This window comes from Mumia quercus, assembly GCF_025506335.1.
GTDB lineage: Bacteria > Actinomycetota > Actinomycetes > Propionibacteriales > Nocardioidaceae > Mumia > Mumia quercus.
In genome coordinates, this window is sequence record NZ_JANZYO010000009.1 from 1 (window position 1) to 15,880 (window position 15,880).

The 15,880-nt window shown below is 69.0% G+C and carries 18 protein-coding genes and 5 tRNA genes; 10 read left to right on the forward strand and 13 right to left on the reverse strand.

Going from position 1 to position 15,880, the window contains the following annotated elements:
* Positions 1–198 precede the first annotated feature (198 nt).
* Entirely contained in the window at positions 199–900 is a 702-nt protein-coding gene (locus tag NYZ95_RS19065; protein ID WP_262852931.1) for a DUF8453 domain-containing protein, read from the reverse strand.
* A gap of 175 nt (positions 901–1,075) precedes the next feature.
* Here NYZ95_RS19065 and NYZ95_RS19070 point away from each other — a divergent pair, with 175 nt between their 5' ends.
* Positions 1,076–1,369 (forward strand): helix-turn-helix transcriptional regulator, encoded by a 294-nt coding sequence (locus NYZ95_RS19070; protein ID WP_262852932.1) that lies wholly within the window; start codon positions 1,076–1,078, stop codon positions 1,367–1,369.
* The gene (locus NYZ95_RS19075) at positions 1,359–2,594 is read left to right on the forward strand and encodes a type II toxin-antitoxin system HipA family toxin (RefSeq protein ID WP_262852933.1); all 1,236 of its coding nucleotides are present in this window, start codon (positions 1,359–1,361) and stop codon (positions 2,592–2,594) included. The genes NYZ95_RS19070 and NYZ95_RS19075 overlap by 11 nt, the downstream gene beginning before the upstream one ends.
* A gap of 42 nt (positions 2,595–2,636) precedes the next feature.
* Here the strand turns inward: NYZ95_RS19075 and NYZ95_RS19080 are convergent.
* Both NYZ95_RS19080 and NYZ95_RS19085 read right to left on the reverse strand, forming a co-directional pair.
* A protein-coding gene (locus NYZ95_RS19080; protein WP_262852934.1) for an IS3 family transposase occupies positions 2,637–3,865 on the reverse strand; the annotation gives its coding sequence in 2 pieces (ribosomal slippage) (positions 2,637–3,569 and positions 3,572–3,865; 1,227 coding nt in all).
* A 149-nt stretch (positions 3,866–4,014) separates the two neighbouring features.
* A tRNA-Gln gene (locus NYZ95_RS19085) sits at positions 4,015–4,087 on the reverse strand.
* 134 nt (positions 4,088–4,221) lie between these two features.
* On the opposite strand from NYZ95_RS19085, the gene NYZ95_RS19090 reads away from it, so the two are divergent.
* From NYZ95_RS19090 to NYZ95_RS19100, 3 genes are read left to right on the forward strand one after another with little or no spacing between them, the layout of a single operon-like run.
* On the forward strand, positions 4,222–4,419 hold the full coding sequence (locus NYZ95_RS19090; protein ID WP_262852935.1) for a helix-turn-helix domain-containing protein: 198 nt from the start codon (positions 4,222–4,224) through the stop codon (positions 4,417–4,419).
* A gap of 56 nt (positions 4,420–4,475) precedes the next feature.
* Positions 4,476–5,096, forward strand: coding sequence for a hypothetical protein (locus NYZ95_RS19095; protein ID WP_262852936.1), 621 nt, complete (start codon positions 4,476–4,478; stop codon positions 5,094–5,096).
* Positions 5,093–5,380, forward strand: a complete 288-nt coding sequence (locus NYZ95_RS19100; protein WP_262852937.1) for an immunity protein Imm33 domain-containing protein — start codon at positions 5,093–5,095, stop codon at positions 5,378–5,380. The genes NYZ95_RS19095 and NYZ95_RS19100 overlap by 4 nt, the downstream gene beginning before the upstream one ends.
* A 28-nt stretch (positions 5,381–5,408) precedes the next feature.
* Here the strand turns inward: NYZ95_RS19100 and NYZ95_RS19105 are convergent, their stop codons facing one another.
* The 4 genes from NYZ95_RS19105 to NYZ95_RS19120 form a co-directional block, all read right to left on the reverse strand.
* The gene (locus tag NYZ95_RS19105; protein ID WP_262852938.1) at positions 5,409–5,828 is read right to left on the reverse strand and encodes a hypothetical protein; all 420 of its coding nucleotides are present in this window, start codon (positions 5,826–5,828) and stop codon (positions 5,409–5,411) included.
* Between the two features lie 354 nt (positions 5,829–6,182).
* Positions 6,183–6,257: transfer RNA gene (locus NYZ95_RS19110), tRNA-Val, on the reverse strand.
* Positions 6,258–6,297: 40 nt separating this feature from the next.
* Positions 6,298–6,368, reverse strand: a tRNA-Cys gene (locus tag NYZ95_RS19115).
* Between the two features lie 43 nt (positions 6,369–6,411).
* Positions 6,412–6,483 (reverse strand) — tRNA-Gly (locus tag NYZ95_RS19120).
* Between the two features lie 93 nt (positions 6,484–6,576).
* On the opposite strand from NYZ95_RS19120, the gene NYZ95_RS19125 reads away from it, so the two are divergent.
* The gene (locus tag NYZ95_RS19125; RefSeq protein WP_262852939.1) at positions 6,577–7,410 is read left to right on the forward strand and encodes an aminotransferase class IV; all 834 of its coding nucleotides are present in this window, start codon (positions 6,577–6,579) and stop codon (positions 7,408–7,410) included.
* Here NYZ95_RS19125 and NYZ95_RS19130 read toward each other — a convergent pair.
* Positions 7,352–8,023 carry a DUF2238 domain-containing protein gene (locus NYZ95_RS19130; RefSeq protein ID WP_262852940.1) on the reverse strand — a complete coding sequence of 224 codons (672 nt, stop codon included), beginning with the start codon at positions 8,021–8,023 and terminating at the stop codon, positions 7,352–7,354. The genes NYZ95_RS19125 and NYZ95_RS19130 overlap by 59 nt on opposite strands.
* Before the next feature lie 46 nt (positions 8,024–8,069).
* Between NYZ95_RS19130 and NYZ95_RS19135 the strand changes: the two genes are divergently transcribed.
* Positions 8,070–8,144, forward strand: a tRNA-Val gene (locus tag NYZ95_RS19135).
* A gap of 160 nt (positions 8,145–8,304) precedes the next feature.
* Positions 8,305–8,790, forward strand: a complete 486-nt coding sequence (locus NYZ95_RS19140; RefSeq protein WP_262852941.1) for a hypothetical protein — start codon at positions 8,305–8,307, stop codon at positions 8,788–8,790.
* Positions 8,791–9,021: 231 nt separating this feature from the next.
* Here the strand turns inward: NYZ95_RS19140 and NYZ95_RS19145 are convergent, their stop codons facing one another.
* From NYZ95_RS19145 to NYZ95_RS19155, 3 genes are read right to left on the reverse strand one after another with little or no spacing between them, the layout of a single operon-like run.
* A complete protein-coding gene (locus NYZ95_RS19145) occupies positions 9,022–9,786 on the reverse strand; it encodes a DUF4184 family protein (protein ID WP_262852942.1) in 765 nt (254 codons plus the stop codon).
* Between the two features lie 35 nt (positions 9,787–9,821).
* Entirely contained in the window at positions 9,822–11,681 is a 1,860-nt protein-coding gene (locus NYZ95_RS19150) for an ABC transporter permease (protein ID WP_262852943.1), read from the reverse strand.
* On the reverse strand, positions 11,681–12,430 hold the full coding sequence (locus NYZ95_RS19155) for an ABC transporter ATP-binding protein (protein ID WP_262852944.1): 750 nt from the start codon (positions 12,428–12,430) through the stop codon (positions 11,681–11,683). Before NYZ95_RS19155 ends, NYZ95_RS19150 begins: the two co-directional genes overlap by 1 nt.
* Before the next feature lie 107 nt (positions 12,431–12,537).
* Here NYZ95_RS19155 and NYZ95_RS19160 point away from each other — a divergent pair, with 107 nt between their 5' ends.
* The gene (locus NYZ95_RS19160; RefSeq protein ID WP_262852945.1) at positions 12,538–13,812 is read left to right on the forward strand and encodes a sensor histidine kinase; all 1,275 of its coding nucleotides are present in this window, start codon (positions 12,538–12,540) and stop codon (positions 13,810–13,812) included.
* On the forward strand, positions 13,809–14,456 hold the full coding sequence (locus NYZ95_RS19165; RefSeq protein ID WP_262853045.1) for a response regulator: 648 nt from the start codon (positions 13,809–13,811) through the stop codon (positions 14,454–14,456). The genes NYZ95_RS19160 and NYZ95_RS19165 overlap by 4 nt, the downstream gene beginning before the upstream one ends.
* Before the next feature lie 10 nt (positions 14,457–14,466).
* On the opposite strand, the gene NYZ95_RS19170 is transcribed toward NYZ95_RS19165, so the two are convergent.
* A complete protein-coding gene (locus NYZ95_RS19170) occupies positions 14,467–15,207 on the reverse strand; it encodes an energy-coupling factor ABC transporter ATP-binding protein (RefSeq protein ID WP_262852946.1) in 741 nt (246 codons plus the stop codon).
* Positions 15,204–15,878, reverse strand: coding sequence for a cobalt ECF transporter T component CbiQ (gene cbiQ, locus NYZ95_RS19175; RefSeq protein ID WP_262852947.1), 675 nt, complete (start codon positions 15,876–15,878; stop codon positions 15,204–15,206). Before cbiQ ends, NYZ95_RS19170 begins: the two co-directional genes overlap by 4 nt.
* Between the last annotated feature and the right edge of the window lie 2 nt (positions 15,879–15,880).

A 15,880-nucleotide genomic window follows, 5' to 3' on the forward strand; every position in this document is an offset into this window, starting at 1 on the left:
GACCCTTCGAGTACTGCGACGACCTCACACCCGTCGAAGCCGAGGCCGCTCACTACGCTCACCACCAGACCCCGACAACGGTCGGAGTCTCAAACTAGAAAGTCTCCGGACACGCCGGGGTGGTTCAATGCGTTACCAGCATCCCGCTGCCGATCGCGACGCCGAGATCGCGCGGCGGCTGTCGGACCTGGTAAACGGCTAACTCGGCTGATCGTCGGCATCCTGGGTGACTTCAGCGTCTGGCGATTCGTTCTCGGCATTCATTTCGTCCCAGTACTCCGCGTCGCGCTTGTCGATCTCCGCCTGGGTAACGGAACTCACCCCGAGGCGACCACGCTGTGTCCACTGCTTCATCGCCTGCTCAATGCCCTTCACGCGTTGGGCGATCTGGTGGAGATCGTCGCGATCGACTGAGGTGTGCTTGAACGGTGCGAGGTCGAGGATGTTCGGCGGATCGTTGTACTTGCGGGTTCCAGCAAGATCCGAGTAGCTGACCGTTACCTCGTAGCGCAGTGGCACGCCGCCATCTGTCGGAAAGAAGTCGGGACCCATCCCGAAGTACACACTGATACGTCGGCCAGGGGCCATCATCGCGATCGGCTCGGAGAACACTGCGAAGCGCTGCGGGTTCAGCCCCTTGGTTGGGCTCTCGAGCGGCCTGTCGAACGCGATGCGCACGTTCGCAGCTGGGGTAGCGCCGATGTTTCGGACACTTACGAGCACGAGCATGCCTCGGAACTCGAAGTCGACGATGACGTATGGCCGGGTCTGATCCTCGCGCACTTGGCGTCCCTGGTGGACCTGAAGCCAGACCAGAAGCCCCGCCACGATCGCGACGACAAGGGCGCCGACTTGGCCGAATGCGCCCCACTCTGCCGCATGCCAGTCCGTTGGGTTCACGCTTTGAAGGTAGCGATCGCCTCCGACACGATGCGCCGTGAGAGGCGACGCCGTGGCGGTCTAGTGGTGTTCTGTACATTATTTCGGCCCTAATGCTATGTTAAGTACAAAGTAAGGAGCATCCATGGCACGGATACGCGTATCACCTCGTCGCGGCGCAGCCGACGCTGCGGTCGTGCTCGGCCAGCAGATCAAGGCTGGACGAATTGCGCGCAAGTGGACGGCGGCTGAGCTGGCCGAGCGCATCGGTGTCGACCGCCGTACTGTCGCCGCGATCGAAGCGGGTGACCCGGGTGTGTCACTCGGCAACGCGTTCAACGCTGCCGACATCCTGGGCGTCCCGCTGTTCGGCGCTGAGGACGGCGCGGAGCTTGCACGTCTACGTCGAGAAGGACGAGACCGCCTGGCGCTGCTGCCCACTCGAGTGGGCAAGCCGAGGAAGAGGACAGAGCCCGACGATGACTTCTGACCCGTACCGGGCACGGCGAGTCTTCGTCTGGACCTGGCTGCCCGATGAATCGGCCCCCGTGGTCGCCGGAGCAGTTGACCGTGTGGGCGCCGACCGTCTGGACTTCACCTACGCGCGGTCCTACCTCGAGAACGAAAAGGCGATCAGCCTCTACGCGCCTGAACTCCCGCTGCACCGGGGTGCCCAGGAACCTTTGGACGGCCTGACGATCGCCGCCTGTCTGAAGGACTCAACGCCCGACTCCTGGGGCGAGCGAGTCATCGGCAACCGCCTAGGCTCGGGCGACACCGAGCTCAGCATCGAGACCTACATGCTGGAGTCTGGCTCCAACCGGCTCGGCGCTATCGACTTCCAGGAAGGGCCTGAGGACTACAGCCCACGAGTGGACACGGCCAGCCTCGAGGAACTGTACGACGCGGCCGAAAAGGTCCTAGCGGGCGAGCCATTGAACCCGGCCATCGGCGACGCCCTGATGAACGGGACCGCGATCGGTGGCGCACACCCGAAGGTTCTGATCAGCGACGACGCAGGCATCGAGCACATCGCGAAACTGTCGGTCTCCACCGACGTGCACCCTTGGATCCGGGCTGAGGCCGTCGGGATCGAACTTGCGAGACTGTGCGGCATCGAGGTGCCCAACTCCCGCGTCATCAAGTCGATGGGCCGGGATGTGTTGCTCGTCGAGCGGTTCGACCGCGTCTCAGGTGGTCTGCGTCGACACGTCGTCTCGGGTCTGACGATGCTTGGTTTCGACGCGCTCCTCGGCGCGCGCTACGGGTCGTACCCCGAGATGCTCGATGTCCTGCGCGAGTTGGGGCGCTCCCCACAGGACATCGGTCGCCGGCTCTTCGAGCGAATCGTTTTCAACATCGCGATCGGCAACAACGACGATCATGCACGCAACCACGCAGCGTTCTGGGATGGCACGGGTCTCGAGCTGACTCCGGCGTTCGACCTGACCCCGCAGCCTCGGTCCACCGACACATCGGCGCAGGCGATGGCGATCGGCCGTGACGGAAGTCGAGCCAGCCAGTTCTCGGTCTGCGTGGCCGCTGCAGCTGACTATGGGCTCTCCCGGCCCGAAGCCAGGCAGATTGTCGAGCGCATTGTCTCGACAATCAAGGACCGCTGGTCGGAAGCTGCCGATGCCGCAGGGCTGAGTGAAGTGGACCGCAACTTGCTGTGGGAGCGGTCGATCCTGAACCGTTCGACCTTCTACAACTGAGCCAGCGACCGGGACTGCTGCACGATCGGGTGACAGGTTGGGTCACGCAGCCTGAGTGGCTAGCGTGGTCATGATGGTCTCGTACTCGACCGGAGTCAGACGGCCCAGGGTGTCCTGTCTTCGGCGGCGGTGGTAGGTCCGCTCGGTCCAGGTCACGATCGCGATCCGGAGCTGTTCGCGTGTGGCCCAGGTTCGGCGGTCGAGGACGTTCTTCTGCAGCAGCGCGAAGAAGGACTCCATGGCGGCGTTGTCGCCGGCCGCGCCGACCCGGCCCATCGAGCCGACCAGCTCGTGGCGGTTGAGGGCGTGGACGAACTTCCTCGACCGGAACTGGCTGCCACGGTCGCTGTGGACGACGCAGCCGGCCACCTGGGCTCCCTCGGCCTGACGTCGTGCGACCGCCGAGGCGAGCGCAGCGACAGCGAGTCGGGACTTCATCCGGTCACTGATCGAGTAGCCCACTATCCGGTTGGAGTAGGCATCCTTGATCGCGCACAGGTAGAGCTTGCCCTCACCGGTGCGGTGCTCGGTGATGTCGGTCAGCCACAGTTCGTTCGCGGCGTTGGCGGTGAACTCGTGCCGGACCCTGCCGTTGTCGTCGACCACGGCACACAGGTCGTCGTGCACCGGCGGGCCGGGGCGTTTGCCGTTCTTGCCGCGCTTGGGTTTGCCGAACGCCGACCACCAGCCGTTGCTCGAGCAGATCCGCCACGCGGTCCGAGCGGCCATCGGCTGGCCGGCCTCGGCTGCTTCGTCGAGGAGGAACCGGTAGTCGAACTCCGGGTCGTCGCGGTGGGCGTCGAACAACGCGTCGGCGCGGTAGGCCTCCTCGACGTCGACGTCGACGTCGGCGTCGGTGACCGGTTCCTTTAGCCAGCGGTAGTACGGCTGGCGAGCGATTTTGAGCACCCGGCACGTCACCGTGACGGGAACACCGTCGGCGGCCAGCTCGCGGACGATCGGGTACATCATTTTCCCGGCAGGTTCGCCTGCGACAGGTAGGCCGCCGCTCGGCGCAGCACCTCGTTCTCCTGCTCCAGCAGCCGGATCCGCTTGCGCGCCTCCCGCAGCTCGGCGTTCTCGCTCGCGGTCGTCCCGGGCTTCACACCGTCCTCGACGTCGGCCGCCTTCAGCCAGTTCGTCAGGCACGACTCGCTGATCCCGAAGTCGGCCTCGATCTGTTTCATGTGGACACCCGGCTCACGGTTGCGGGCGACCCGGACGACGTCGTCGCGGAACTCCTTGGGATACGGCTTCGGCGCAGTGCACATCCTTCCAGCAGCACCTCTCGGCACCATCGATCAGATGTCACCTACCCGTGCAGCAGTCCCTCTTCGTGCGTGGTCGCCGTGCGGAACGCCTTGCCCAGTTGCCCGAGCGCATAACCGTTCGTCATCGTCCACCTGTCAGGTTGTGATTGCCGACGTGGCAGGTTCTGCCCCAGCGCCCTCCGGGGTCCAGAGCCCGGTGCTCTGCTGGTGAGCTACACGTCGATTGCCGTCACCCTAATGGCGAGCCGCCGGAACTCGCTCACGAATTGTGGCTACCGGCGACCACTCACCGGAGAAGTTCGGCCTTGAGGGACAGACGCGGACGAACGGCGTCCGCCGCGACCTCGGAGCCCGCCATGCCTGCCACCCTCACCCGACGCCTCGTCTCGCTCAACGACGCTGCCGACACGCTCGCTGTCTCGACCCGCACGGTGCGGCGCTACATCGCAGACGGCCAGCTCGAAGCGGTCCGCCTCGGTAGCAAGACCTTGCGCATCAAGGCCGACTCGATCGAGCGCTTCATCGACGCGAAGCCGGTCGGCAATTGGCGCTGAGATGGCAATACCCGCTGTCGCCACTCCGCTCGATCGTTGTGCGTCAAGATGTCCGCATGACCGGACGGGCTGGACCAGACGCGGCGGACCCGGTGCGCGCGCAACTACTCCGCGCCTTCCCGTCGACCGCGCGGTCCGATGCCCAGCCGGCCGTCGACCTCGTGCCGTCGGCTGACTACTCACCTGTGGGCCGGATCCACGAGAGCAACAACGCCGAATGGCCCGCCGTCACTTTCAACGGCGAGATGCTCGAGATCCCGGACCGGATCTACAACGACTTTCCGGCGGACGCGATCACGACGCTTGCACCGGCGAGCAGGTCGGCCGCGGGGTGCATCTACACCCGTCACCACGACGGCCACACGCGTCAAGAGGCGCTCCGTCTGGCATTGAGCCACGACGTTGGATGGTGTGCGCCCTTCGTCGTTCAACTCCTCGGCGAGTATGTCGTTGAGATCTGCCTGGACATCGAGCGGTTCCTTACCGACAGTCCCTCGACGCATCCCAACGCGGCCCAGGGACTTCAGCACTTCGCCGAGGCCAACCCAGACTTCATGGCGCTCACCCGAGATCGAGCGGCCAGCTATTGGTCGGAGTACTACCGAGCTGACTTCGCATCCGCGGAGGACTACCCGGCCATCCGTGCACTCCAACGCCTCGAGGGCGGACCGCGATGAGCGCACACGGGATCGTGGGGGTGTCCGAGTCGCTGCTGACCGACAGCTGGGACTGGCCGGTCCACGGACTCCGGCATCCACCTCGGAACGGCACGAGCGGGTGGTACCTGTGGACGGGTGACTACGCAGACGCCGACGACTTCTTCGAGCCGTTGCACGCTGCGCACCTCGGCGAGCGTTGTCCGGAGGTCCTGCAGTACCTCGACCTGGCGCCCGGCTCGCGATTCCTCATCGCGCCGGACTACGAGGACATCTGGACTGACGATTCGCTCCTCGATATCTGACCAGGACATCCTCTCGACCGTCCATCCGTCACACCAGTTCCACGTCGACGATGCTCCAGTGCTTGGCGTTCGAGGCCACCAGGGCCTCGGCGAGCTCGCGCCGGAACAGCGAATTCCTCATCGAGCTCCAGCCGGAGCCGAACCACTCGGGCGACGCGGCGACGTCAGACTCGACGTCATCGAGGGCCGCGGAGAAGATGTGCGCATCCCCCTCCGAAACAGGCAACCACCGCCACGTGCTGCACGTGGGACACCGCGAGCCGACCGAATCGTCGAGCGGATGCTTCACCGGGATGATCGACTTGAGGACCGCCTCGTCGTACCAACGTTTCTGGCTCACTTCAGGCATCAGCTGCTTGAAGCCGGTCGGGCCGGACTTCGGCTTGCACACGTCGCGCATTTCGACCCGGAACTTGTCGGCGACCACCTCAGCGACCGCCGCGCTCACGCACACGACGTCGTACGACCAGTTGGGCATCCACACGTCCGACGTCGGGAACTTGCTGCCTTGGATCACGAGCGATCCGGTCTGCTCGTGGAGCGGCGTTCCGCATCCGCGGCACCAACCGTCTGCGCCGAAGCGTGGCTCGAGCCCCCACGAAGACTCGGGCCAGGGCCACCCGGGCGTGAACTTGGTTGCCAGCGCGACCCACTCAGACACAGGGGCAACCTACTGGAGCTCTCGGTACGACTACGGCCCGAAAACAAGGACAGGAGCGGCCAGATCTGGCCGCTCCTTGTTCCCCGTATGTTCCCGATTTCAGATCCGGATCCGAAAACCCTGCTCTGACCTGCGGAAACGTGGTGGGCGATACTGGGTTTGAACCAGTGACCTCTTCCGTGTCAGGGAAGCGCGCTACCGCTGCGCCAATCGCCCGTGAGTCCGAGGGACTCGTCAGGAGCGTGAAGCCCCATCGAGGTGGAGACGGGATTTGAACCCGTGTAAACGGATTTGCAGTCCGTTGCCTCGCCTCTCGGCCACTCCACCGGACATCTACGATGTCTGAGAAGGGGCCCTGGGACCCACTCCGAGCGGACGACGGGATTCGAACCCGCGACCCTCACCTTGGCAAGGTGATGCTCTACCACTGAGCCACGTCCGCGCTTTCCGGGCTTCCCCGGTGCGAGAGAAACATTAGCGGATGGGGTGAGGGCGTCCAAACGGGGGGTACCCCTCGGCGCGTTAACGTGGCCGCATGCGCGCCTGGATCAACGGAAGAACCCTGCAATCACCGGACGAACCCGCCCTCGGCGTCCTCGATCACGGACTCGTCGTCGGCGACGGGGTCTTCGAGACGGTGAAGGTGGTCGACGGCCAGCCGTTCGCCCTCACGCGGCACCTCGAGCGGCTCGCGCGCTCGGCCGCAGGCCTCGGGATCGGCGAGCCCGACCTCGACCTCGTACGTGAGGGGGTGGCCGCGACGGTCGAGGGCCAGGAGCTGCCCTTCGGGCGCATCCGCATCACGGTGACGTCGGGGCCGGGCCCGCTCGGGTCGCCGCGTGGCGACGAGGGTCAGACGCTCGTCGTCGTCACCGAGCCCGCCGTCCGCCCCGAGCCGACGACGGCGATCGCGACCGTGCCGTGGGTGCGCAACGAGCGCGGTGCGCTGAGCGGCCTCAAGACCACCTCGTACGCGGAGAACGCGCTCATGGTCGAGCACGCGCGACGGCAGGGCGCGTCGGAGGCCGTCATGGCGAACACCGCGGGGATGCTGTGCGAGGGGACCGGCTCGTGCGTGTTCTACGTCCTCGACGGTCAGCTCGTGACGCCGACGCTGGAGTCGGGCTGTCTCGCCGGGGTCACCCGTGCCCTCGTGCTCGAGTGGTGCCGCGATGAGATCGACGTCGTGGAGCGTGACGAGCCAATCGAGGTGCTGCAGCGTGCCGAGGAGGTCTTCCTCGCCGGCACCACCCGCGACGTCCAGGGTGTCCACCGGGTCGACGACCGCGAGCTGCCCGCACCCGGCCCGGTCACGGCGCTGGCAGCGGAGCTGTTCGCGAAGCGGGCGAAGGAGCAGGTCGACCCGTGACGGGTTCCTCGCGCAGGCGGCCGCTCCGTGCGGCGGCGTGCACGAGGAGCGCACCGACGACGGCGCCGAGCGAGCCGAGTGCGAGGTCGCCCAGGGTGTCCGTGTAGGCGGTCTCGAGCTCGGGGGAGTGCCGCACGAACGCCACGTACTCGCCCAGCTCCCAGCCGATCGCCGTCACCGGCCCGAAGGCGAGGGCACGCTCGACGACCGCGCCGAGCGGCGCCTCGCGCCCGAGGGTGAGCACGGCGAAGCCGGCGGTCAGCAGCCCCCAATTCATGAAGTGCATCCAGTCGTCGAACCACCACACGGTGTCGAACAGGTCCAGCCGGTTGCCGAGCGTGTCCGTGAGCCAGGGCAGCGTCACGAGCAGGTCGCCGAGCCACGGGTACGCCCGTCCGCGCGGGCGCCACAGCCACCACCACAGGAGCGGGACGATCGCGGCACCGAGCGGGTACGCGACCGCCCGGAAGCCGACGGCCTTGCCGCGGAGGTTCCCCAGATCGGGGTAGACGACGGCGACCGCGAGGAGCACGACGAGGAGGATCTTCGCCGCGATGTCGAGCGCGGCGACGACACGACGCGACGGTGCGGACCCGGTTTGCGGAGCGGTCATGCGCGTACGCTAGTCTCTGTGACGTCCCGCTGAGACGGGATGCAGCGGGCGATTGGCGCAGTGGTAGCGCGCTTCGTTCACACCGAAGAGGTCACTGGTTCGAACCCAGTATCGCCCACCAGCAAGCACCGCAGGTCAGAGGCCGGTTTCGCGAAAGCGCGACCGGCCTCGTGCCATTTCCGTGCCACCATCGTGCCAGGCCATCCGGAGCTGCCGCGGGCCCTCCTGTCTCTCGGTGAAATCTGGTGCGTTCTGCATCGGACACACCTAGCGTTCGATGGATGGGGTTCCTGCAGCGTCGCGCGTTCAAGGTCGGCCGTCGGTCGGCGTTGTTCACCTGGAGATGGATCGGATTGCCGCGCCCATTCGAGACCGGCCTTACTTTCGAGCACCTGCAGCGCTACGACCCGAGCGGACTTCATGTGGTCGGCGCGCTGCTTCTCACGGATCGGCGTGTCGCGTGGCGGGCAGGTCCGAACGGACAGACCGGGTTTGACCTTGAGCACGGGGAGTACTCGATCGAGCGATTCGCGGGCGAACTTGCTGCCTTCGTGCTCACTTCTGATGCGGATGGCGCATGCGCGATCTTCCAGCCAGCTCATCGCGTTCTTGCGGTCGGCCTCGAAGTCGAATACCTGGCTTCGCTCATCGCGAAGGCCACGGGTTCGCCGTGGGAGTTGCACGACACGTTCGTGGACGTCGGCGGCCAGTCACTTGTCGCCGATCCCTCCCCGCGGTGTGTGGGTGTCCTAATGGACGTGCTCTGAACCGCCCCGGCGTGAGCGGAACTCGGGACACACCAAGCTCTCTGGACACGCCGGGGAGGTTCACTTCAACACTCACCACCGCGCCCACTACGCCACCGGCAGGCAAACCACCGATCACCCGACTGACCAACCTCCCCGGACGTCACAACTAGTCGCATGCGTTGATACTGGTTCGAACCCAGTATCGCCCACCGCAAGCAAGTGCCCCTGACCTGCGAGTCCGCGAGGCTGTCAGCGGCCCACGCCTCGTACCGGCCGCAGCCGTCCACCGACGAGGCGCGCGGCCCACCAGAGGAGTGCGAGCAGCGCCGCCATCGCCACGACGCCCGCGACGCCACCCTTGGTCGCGTCGGTGAGGACGCCCTCGAGCACCTGGCCGGTGCCGAGCTCGTCGGACGCCGCGAGCCACGAGCGGCTGGCGAACCCAGCACCGGCGAGCGCGGCGACAACGCAGGCGACAGCGACTGCGAGCAGCCGTCGCCGTACGAGCGGCTCGCCCCAGGCGACAGCGCGACGCCGACGCCACGCGATCACGAGCAGCACCGCGAGACCCAGCGCCGTGCTCGCGTGCTGCAGCACCCGCGACGCCACCCCGCCGCCCTCGGTCAGCGCGTCCCACGCCAGGTGGGTGAGGATCCCGAGGACGAGCGAGACGGCCACCCAGGCCCCGCGGCGCACGAGCGCCCACGGTGCCCGCTCCACCGCCGTACGCGACCCAGCGCCCGCAACCCAGCGCAGCGGCGGGATCACGAGCAGCCCGCCCACGTAGACGACAAGCGCCAGGGGCAGCGTCACCGAGACGAGCTCCGCGAAGGCGTGCGAGGCGGTCGCGTTGACGTACGGCTCGTACCAGGACTCGGCGGTGACGGGGACCGACGCCGCTCGGAGGAAGTACGGCAGGTCCGGTGCGAGCGACCCCGCGACGAGCGCCAACAGGCTCAGCGGACCCCGCGCCAAGGGAAGGACGGCAACCGGGTGGACGAGGGTGAACGGCACCCGCGAAGCCTAAGGAGTCGATGCGAGAGCTCACGCTAGCGCCTCGCCGAGACGCGTGCGGCGAGCAGCGCGAGGGCAGCGCAGACCCCGGCAGTGGTGACGAGCGGCAACCACGGGACGGTCATCGTCAGGAGTTGGTCGCCCACATCGCGCGTGATCGCCGTCCAGACCAGCCAGCCGACGAGCAGCGTGGTGGCACCGCCGAGGACGAGTCCGGTAGCCGTCGTCAGCCCGGCCTGCCACAGCGCGGTGCTGCGTACCTGCCTCGGAGTCGCCCCGAGCAGCGCGAGCAGGCGCCGCTGGCGGGACCGCTGCGCCGCTCCGATGAGGGTGGCGTTGACGATCGCGATGCCCGCGTAGATCCCGGCTGGGCCGAGGAGGACCAGCAGCGCCACGGTGTTCATCCGTCGCGTCGAGGAGGCGATGTCGTCCATCCACTGGTCCGCCGGAACGGCTGCGTCTGCGGCGACGGCACGCGTCGCCGTCAGTAGCTCGCGATCGCTGACACCAGGCGCCGGGCTCACGAAGAGCACGGACGGTTCGCTCGCGCGGCGGCCTGCGAGATCCGCAGGCACCATCAGGTCACCGTAGAGGTCTGCGGCGTCCGGGACGACGGCGACGACCTTCAACCGGAGCGTCCGTCCTTCGTCGAGCCTGGCGTTCACGTGACCACCGAGGCGGACTCCGGAGTCGAACATCCACGACTCCGACGCCGCGAGCGTACGGCCGCGCAGGTCGTCGAGATCTCCCCGGACGGCACGCAGGCGACGCGACTGTGCGGCGCGCTCCACGTCCACCACGTCGACGTCCTGGGGTCCGGTCTCGTCGAACGAGACCGGGACGGTACGCCGCGCGTCGACCGCCCCGACGGCGGGATCGGCCGCGAGGCGTCGAGCCGCACCCGGATCCGTCACGACCACGGGCGCCGCCAGCTGGGTCGCGTTCAGCGCGTGACTCCAGTCGACGGTGAAGCCCATCGTGACGACCAGCGAGCCGGCGATCGCGGCGATCGCCGTCACCGGGGCGGCCACCGCCGAGGTCGTACGGACAGAGGTGCGCAGCTCGTCCGCGGCCAGCCGGGCGGCCACCGAGCGGCGGGCGAACGGGCGGGCGACCACCCCGGCCAGCCAAGGCACCACCACCGGGCCGAGCGCGGTGAGCGCGACCACCACCAGGAGCGGGAGCAGGATTCCGACGAGCATCGCGGCGACGGGCGGCATACGACCGGACAGAAGGACGACCGCCACTACGGCGGCAACAGCGACCGCTCCGGTGAGGACGGCACCCACACCCGGGCGTCGTCGCTCGAGCGCGGCTTCGCGCAGCGCCGCGACGGGCGCGACTTTCGAGGCACGCTTCGCCGCGCGGCGAGAGCCGAGCAGGGCGACGACGAGCCCCGTCGGAGCAGCGACCGCCCACGGCACCCACACGGGCGGCGCGTCGAGGTGCAGGCTCGTCGCGCCGACCATGCGTACGGCCGTGAGCGTGACCGGACCGAGCGCGGTCGCGAGGAGGCCGCCGACCACCGTCGCGCCGATCGCGACCACGACCGCCTCCCCGAGGAGCAGGCGACGGACCTGTTTCGGGGTGGCGCCGACCAGGCGCAGCAGGCCCAGCTCGCGCTGACGGGTGGCGACCACGAAGCCGAACGTGCTGGCGACGACGAACAGGGCCATGAACAGCGAGATCGCCGACATGAACCCGAACATCGCTGAGAGGTCCTCGAGCTGAGCGCGGGCGGCGTCGTCCGCGCCGGCGCGTCGCGCCGTGGTCTCGACCGAGCCGATCATCGTGACCGTGAGGGCGATCAGCACGATGCCGAACGCCAGGGCGGTGAACGCTCCGGCGTACGCCCTCCACGAGCTGCGTACAGTCTTGCGGCTGAGGGTCAGCATCACCGCTCCAGCTCGCTCATCGTGGCGGCGATGACGCCGGCGTCGGCCTCGTACAGGCGTCCGACCACCAGCCCGTCGGCGAGGAACAGCACCTCGTCGGCGTACGAGGCGGCGAGCGGGTCGTGCGTCACCATCACGACGGTCTGGCCGCTGGCGGCGGCATCGCGCAGCAGGTCGAGCACCGTGCGTCCCGTCGCCCGGTCCAGGGCGCCGGTCGGCTCGTCGGCGAAGAGCACACGGGGCCGGCTGTGCAGGGCGCGCGCGACGGCGACCCGTTGCTGCTGTCCGCCGGAGAGCTCGGCGGGACGTCTGCCGGCGAGGTCGCGGAGACCGACGCGGTCGAGCGCGTCGAGGACCTTCGCACGCTCGATGCGCGCGCCGGCGAGCCGTGCGGGGAGAGCGACGTTGTCGTACGCGGTCAGCGCGTCGAGGAGGTTGTACGACTGGAAGACGAATCCCATCGTCGCGCGGCGCAGCTCGGTGAGGGCCGTCTGGTCGAGCCCGGTCAGTGCGACGCCACCCACGCGGACGTGGCCGGAGCTCGGCGAGTCGAGGCCCGCGGCGAGCTGCAGGAGGGTCGACTTGCCGGACCCGCTCGGCCCCATGATCGCGGTGAAGGTGCCGGTGGGGAACGCGTGGGTGACGCCGCGCAGGGCGCGAACGTCCCCCGACGAGGACCGGTAGCTGCGGGTGACGCCGGCGAGCGCCACGGCAGGCCCGGTCGTCGTCTGGTCGTGGAGGGTGGTCATGGCTCCACCTCATCTGTTCAGGCGCGCGGGCACACGGGCCTGCGCGCCCGTACGAGGTAGCGCGTGCGCTACCTCGTACGGGTCCGGGGCCCTCTAGGGTCGAGTGCGTGAGCCGTCCCGACGCCTGGTCCGCCGTCCGAGGTCGGCCGTCGCGCTTCCTGCGCTCGGCCTGGCCCTGGCGTTCGGTGCTGTACGTGGCCACCACCGTCCCGGTCGGGATCGCCGTCCTCGTCGTGCTGTTCCTCGTCGTGGGGATCGGCCTGCTGACCGTGGTGCTCGTCGTCGGGGTCTTGATCCTCGCGAGGGTCCCCGTGATCGCCCGGGTGGTCGCGGGAGGCGAGCGGCGTCGGCTCGGACTGGTCCGGCGACCGACGCGCGGCGACCGTGTGCCCTGGACGGAGCAGCTCCGGGCGGCCCGCGACCTGCCGGTGGCGTGGAGCGAGGTCGGATACGCGGTGCTCCTGGCCACGGTGCTGCCGGTCGTCGACTTCGTCGCTCTCGTCCTCCTCGTCGTGCCGGCGGTCTTCCTGGTCACCCCGCTGCTCCGAGAGCTGACCGGATCCACGGTGGAGTCGGTCGGCTGGTCCATCGACACTGCGGCGGAGGCGTGGGCGGCGGTGCCGCTCGGTCTGGTCCTGCTCGTGGTCGCCCTCTACCTGCTCACCTGGCTGGCGTGCGGGCAGGCGGCGCTGACGCGGATGCTCCTCGACCCGCCTGAGGAGCGTCTCGCCGAGGCGGTCGCCAGGCTGCGCCGCTCGCGGTCGGGCCTCGTCGACGCCTTCGAGGCGGAGCGGCACCGCATCGAGCGCGACCTGCACGACGGGGTCCAGCAGCGGCTGGTGGCGCTGACCATGACCCTCGGCAGCGCAGAGATGGAGCTCGAAGACCGTGCCGCCAACGGTGGTGGTCCCACGCTCGAGCTGGTGCGGACCGCGCACCGTCAGGCCGAGGACGCGCTGGCCGACCTGCGGGCGACGGTCCGGGGGATCCACCCCCGCGTGCTGACCGAGCGCGGACTCCCCGCGGCGATCAACGAGATCGCGGACCGGTCGCCGGTCCCGGTGTCGGTGAACCTTCGGATCACCGAGCGGCTGCCGCCACCGATCGAGAACGCCGCGTACTTCGTGGTGAGCGAGGCGCTGACCAACATCGCCCGGCACGCCCACGCGAGCCGTGCTCAAGTCGCGGCCTGGGTGGAGGAGGGGGAGCGCAGGCACCTGGTGCTGTCGGTGACCGACGACGGGGTCGGTGGCGCCGACCCGGCCAGGGGGAGCGGCCTGGCAGGCTTGGCCGCGCGGATCGACGCGCTCGACGGCGTGCTCGACGTGACCAGCCCCGTGGGCGGGCCGACCGAGGTGAGGGTGAGGTGCGCGCTGCCATGACGCCGTTGCGGGTGGTGCTCGCCGAGGACGCGGTCCTGCTGCGCGAAGGGCTCGTCGGCATCCTCGAGCGAGCAGGCCACGAGATCGTCGCCGCGGTCGGCGATGCCGACGCCCTCCAGGCCTATGTACGGCGCGAACGCCCCGACGTCGTGATCACCGACGTCCGGATGCCGCCGACCTTCACCGACGAGGGCCTGCGTGCCGCGGTCGCGATCCGCGACGAGCAGCCGGGGGTCGCCGTCATGGTCCTCTCCGCCTACGTCGCCGAGGCGTACGTCGCCGAGCTCCTCGACGGCGACGGCGCCGGCGTGGGGTATCTGCTCAAGGACAGGGTCAGCCACGTCCGCGAGTTCCTCGACAGCCTCTCGCGGGTCGCCGACGGCGGCACGGTCGTCGACCCGGAGGTTGTGCGCCTGCTGCTGCGCCGCCGCCGCGAGGACGGCCCGCTGGCGGCCCTGACCGACCGCGAGCGCGAGGTGCTCGCCCTGATGGCCGAGGGCCGCACGAACGGGTCGATCGCGGAGCGGCTCTTCGTCAGCGAGGCGGCGGTGCGCAAGCACGTCGGTGCGATCTTCGCCAAGCTCCCGCTCGACCCCGCGAGCGACCGGCGGGTCAGCGCCGTCCTCGCCTACCTGCGCGGCTGAGCCGCCGGCGTCACACCGTCCGCGGGTCGAACCCGTACGGCAGCTCGAGCCGGTGCGCCCGCATGAAGTCCTCGTCGGAGAGCAGCTTGCGGGTGTCGCTGTCCGCGGCGACGACGCCGTCGCTGAGCACGACCGCGCGCGGGCACAGCTCGAGGGCGTACGGGAGGTCGTGGGTCACCATCAGGACGGTGACATCGAGCGCCCTCACGATGTCGGCGAGCTCACGGCGTGCCATCGGGTCGAGGTTGGACGAGGGCTCGTCCAGGACCAGGATCTGGGGTTCCATCGCCAGCACGGTCGCGACGGCGACCCGGCGTCGCTGGCCGAACGACAGGTGGTGCGGAGGGCGGTCGGCGTACTCGGCCATGCCGACCTGGTCGAGCGCGTGCAGGACGCGGCGCTCGAGGGCGTCGCCGCGCAGCCCGAGGTTCGCCGGGCCGAACGCCACGTCGTCGCGGACGGTCGCGGAGAAGAGCTGGTCGTCGGGGTCCTGGAAGACGATGCCGACCCGTCGGCGGATCTCGGGGAAGTTCTTCTTCACGACCGGCATCCCGGACACCTCCACCGTCCCGGCGCCGGGGAGCAGGATCCCGTTGAGGTGGAGCACGAGCGTCGTCTTGCCCGCGCCGTTCGGGCCGAGGAGGGCGACCCGTTCGCCGGGGTGGATGTGGAGGTCGACCCCGTACAGGACCTGCCGGCCGTCGGGATAGGCGTAGGCGAGGCCTCGGACGTCGATGACGGGGACGCTCACGACCGCCCCCCGCGTGGGTCGTGGCCCCGCGACAGCATCGCGAGGTGCACGCGTTCACCACGCTCGTACGAGCGGATGAAGAGCGCAGACCCGGTACGGGCGAGCGCGCCCCACTGGCGGAACGAGGTGGCGCGGAACCCTCGCGACTCCCGCGCGACCCGCATCCGGTGCATCTCGTCGGTCACGACGTCGAGGTAGCGGATCATGAACGCCATGATCTGGACCATTTCGTACGGCAGGCGCAGGCGGCGCAGGCCGTCGATGAGGGCGTGGGGCTCGGTGGTCGCCGCGAGGGTCAGGCTCGCGGCGACACCAATCGTGGCCTTGATCAGCAGCGACCCCGCCGCTTCCAGCCCGTGCTGGCTGACCGTCATGCCGAGGAACGTGGTCTGCGGCCCGGTCGCGAGGAACGGCAGGAGCAGGGCGAACACCACGAAGGGGATCTCCACCAGCATCCGCGGCAGCAGGTAGCCGAACGGGACCCGTGACACGACCACCACCCCGAGGAGAATCACCGCGTACACCGCGAACACGGGGTACGCCGTCCCGGGCGTGGCGACGACGACGAGCATGAAGCCCAGCAGCGCGAGCAGCTTGAGGTGGGCAGGTGCGCGGTGGACGGGGGAGTCGGCCGCGAAGTACAGCTTGTGCCCGTGAGGCCGTTGCTCCATCC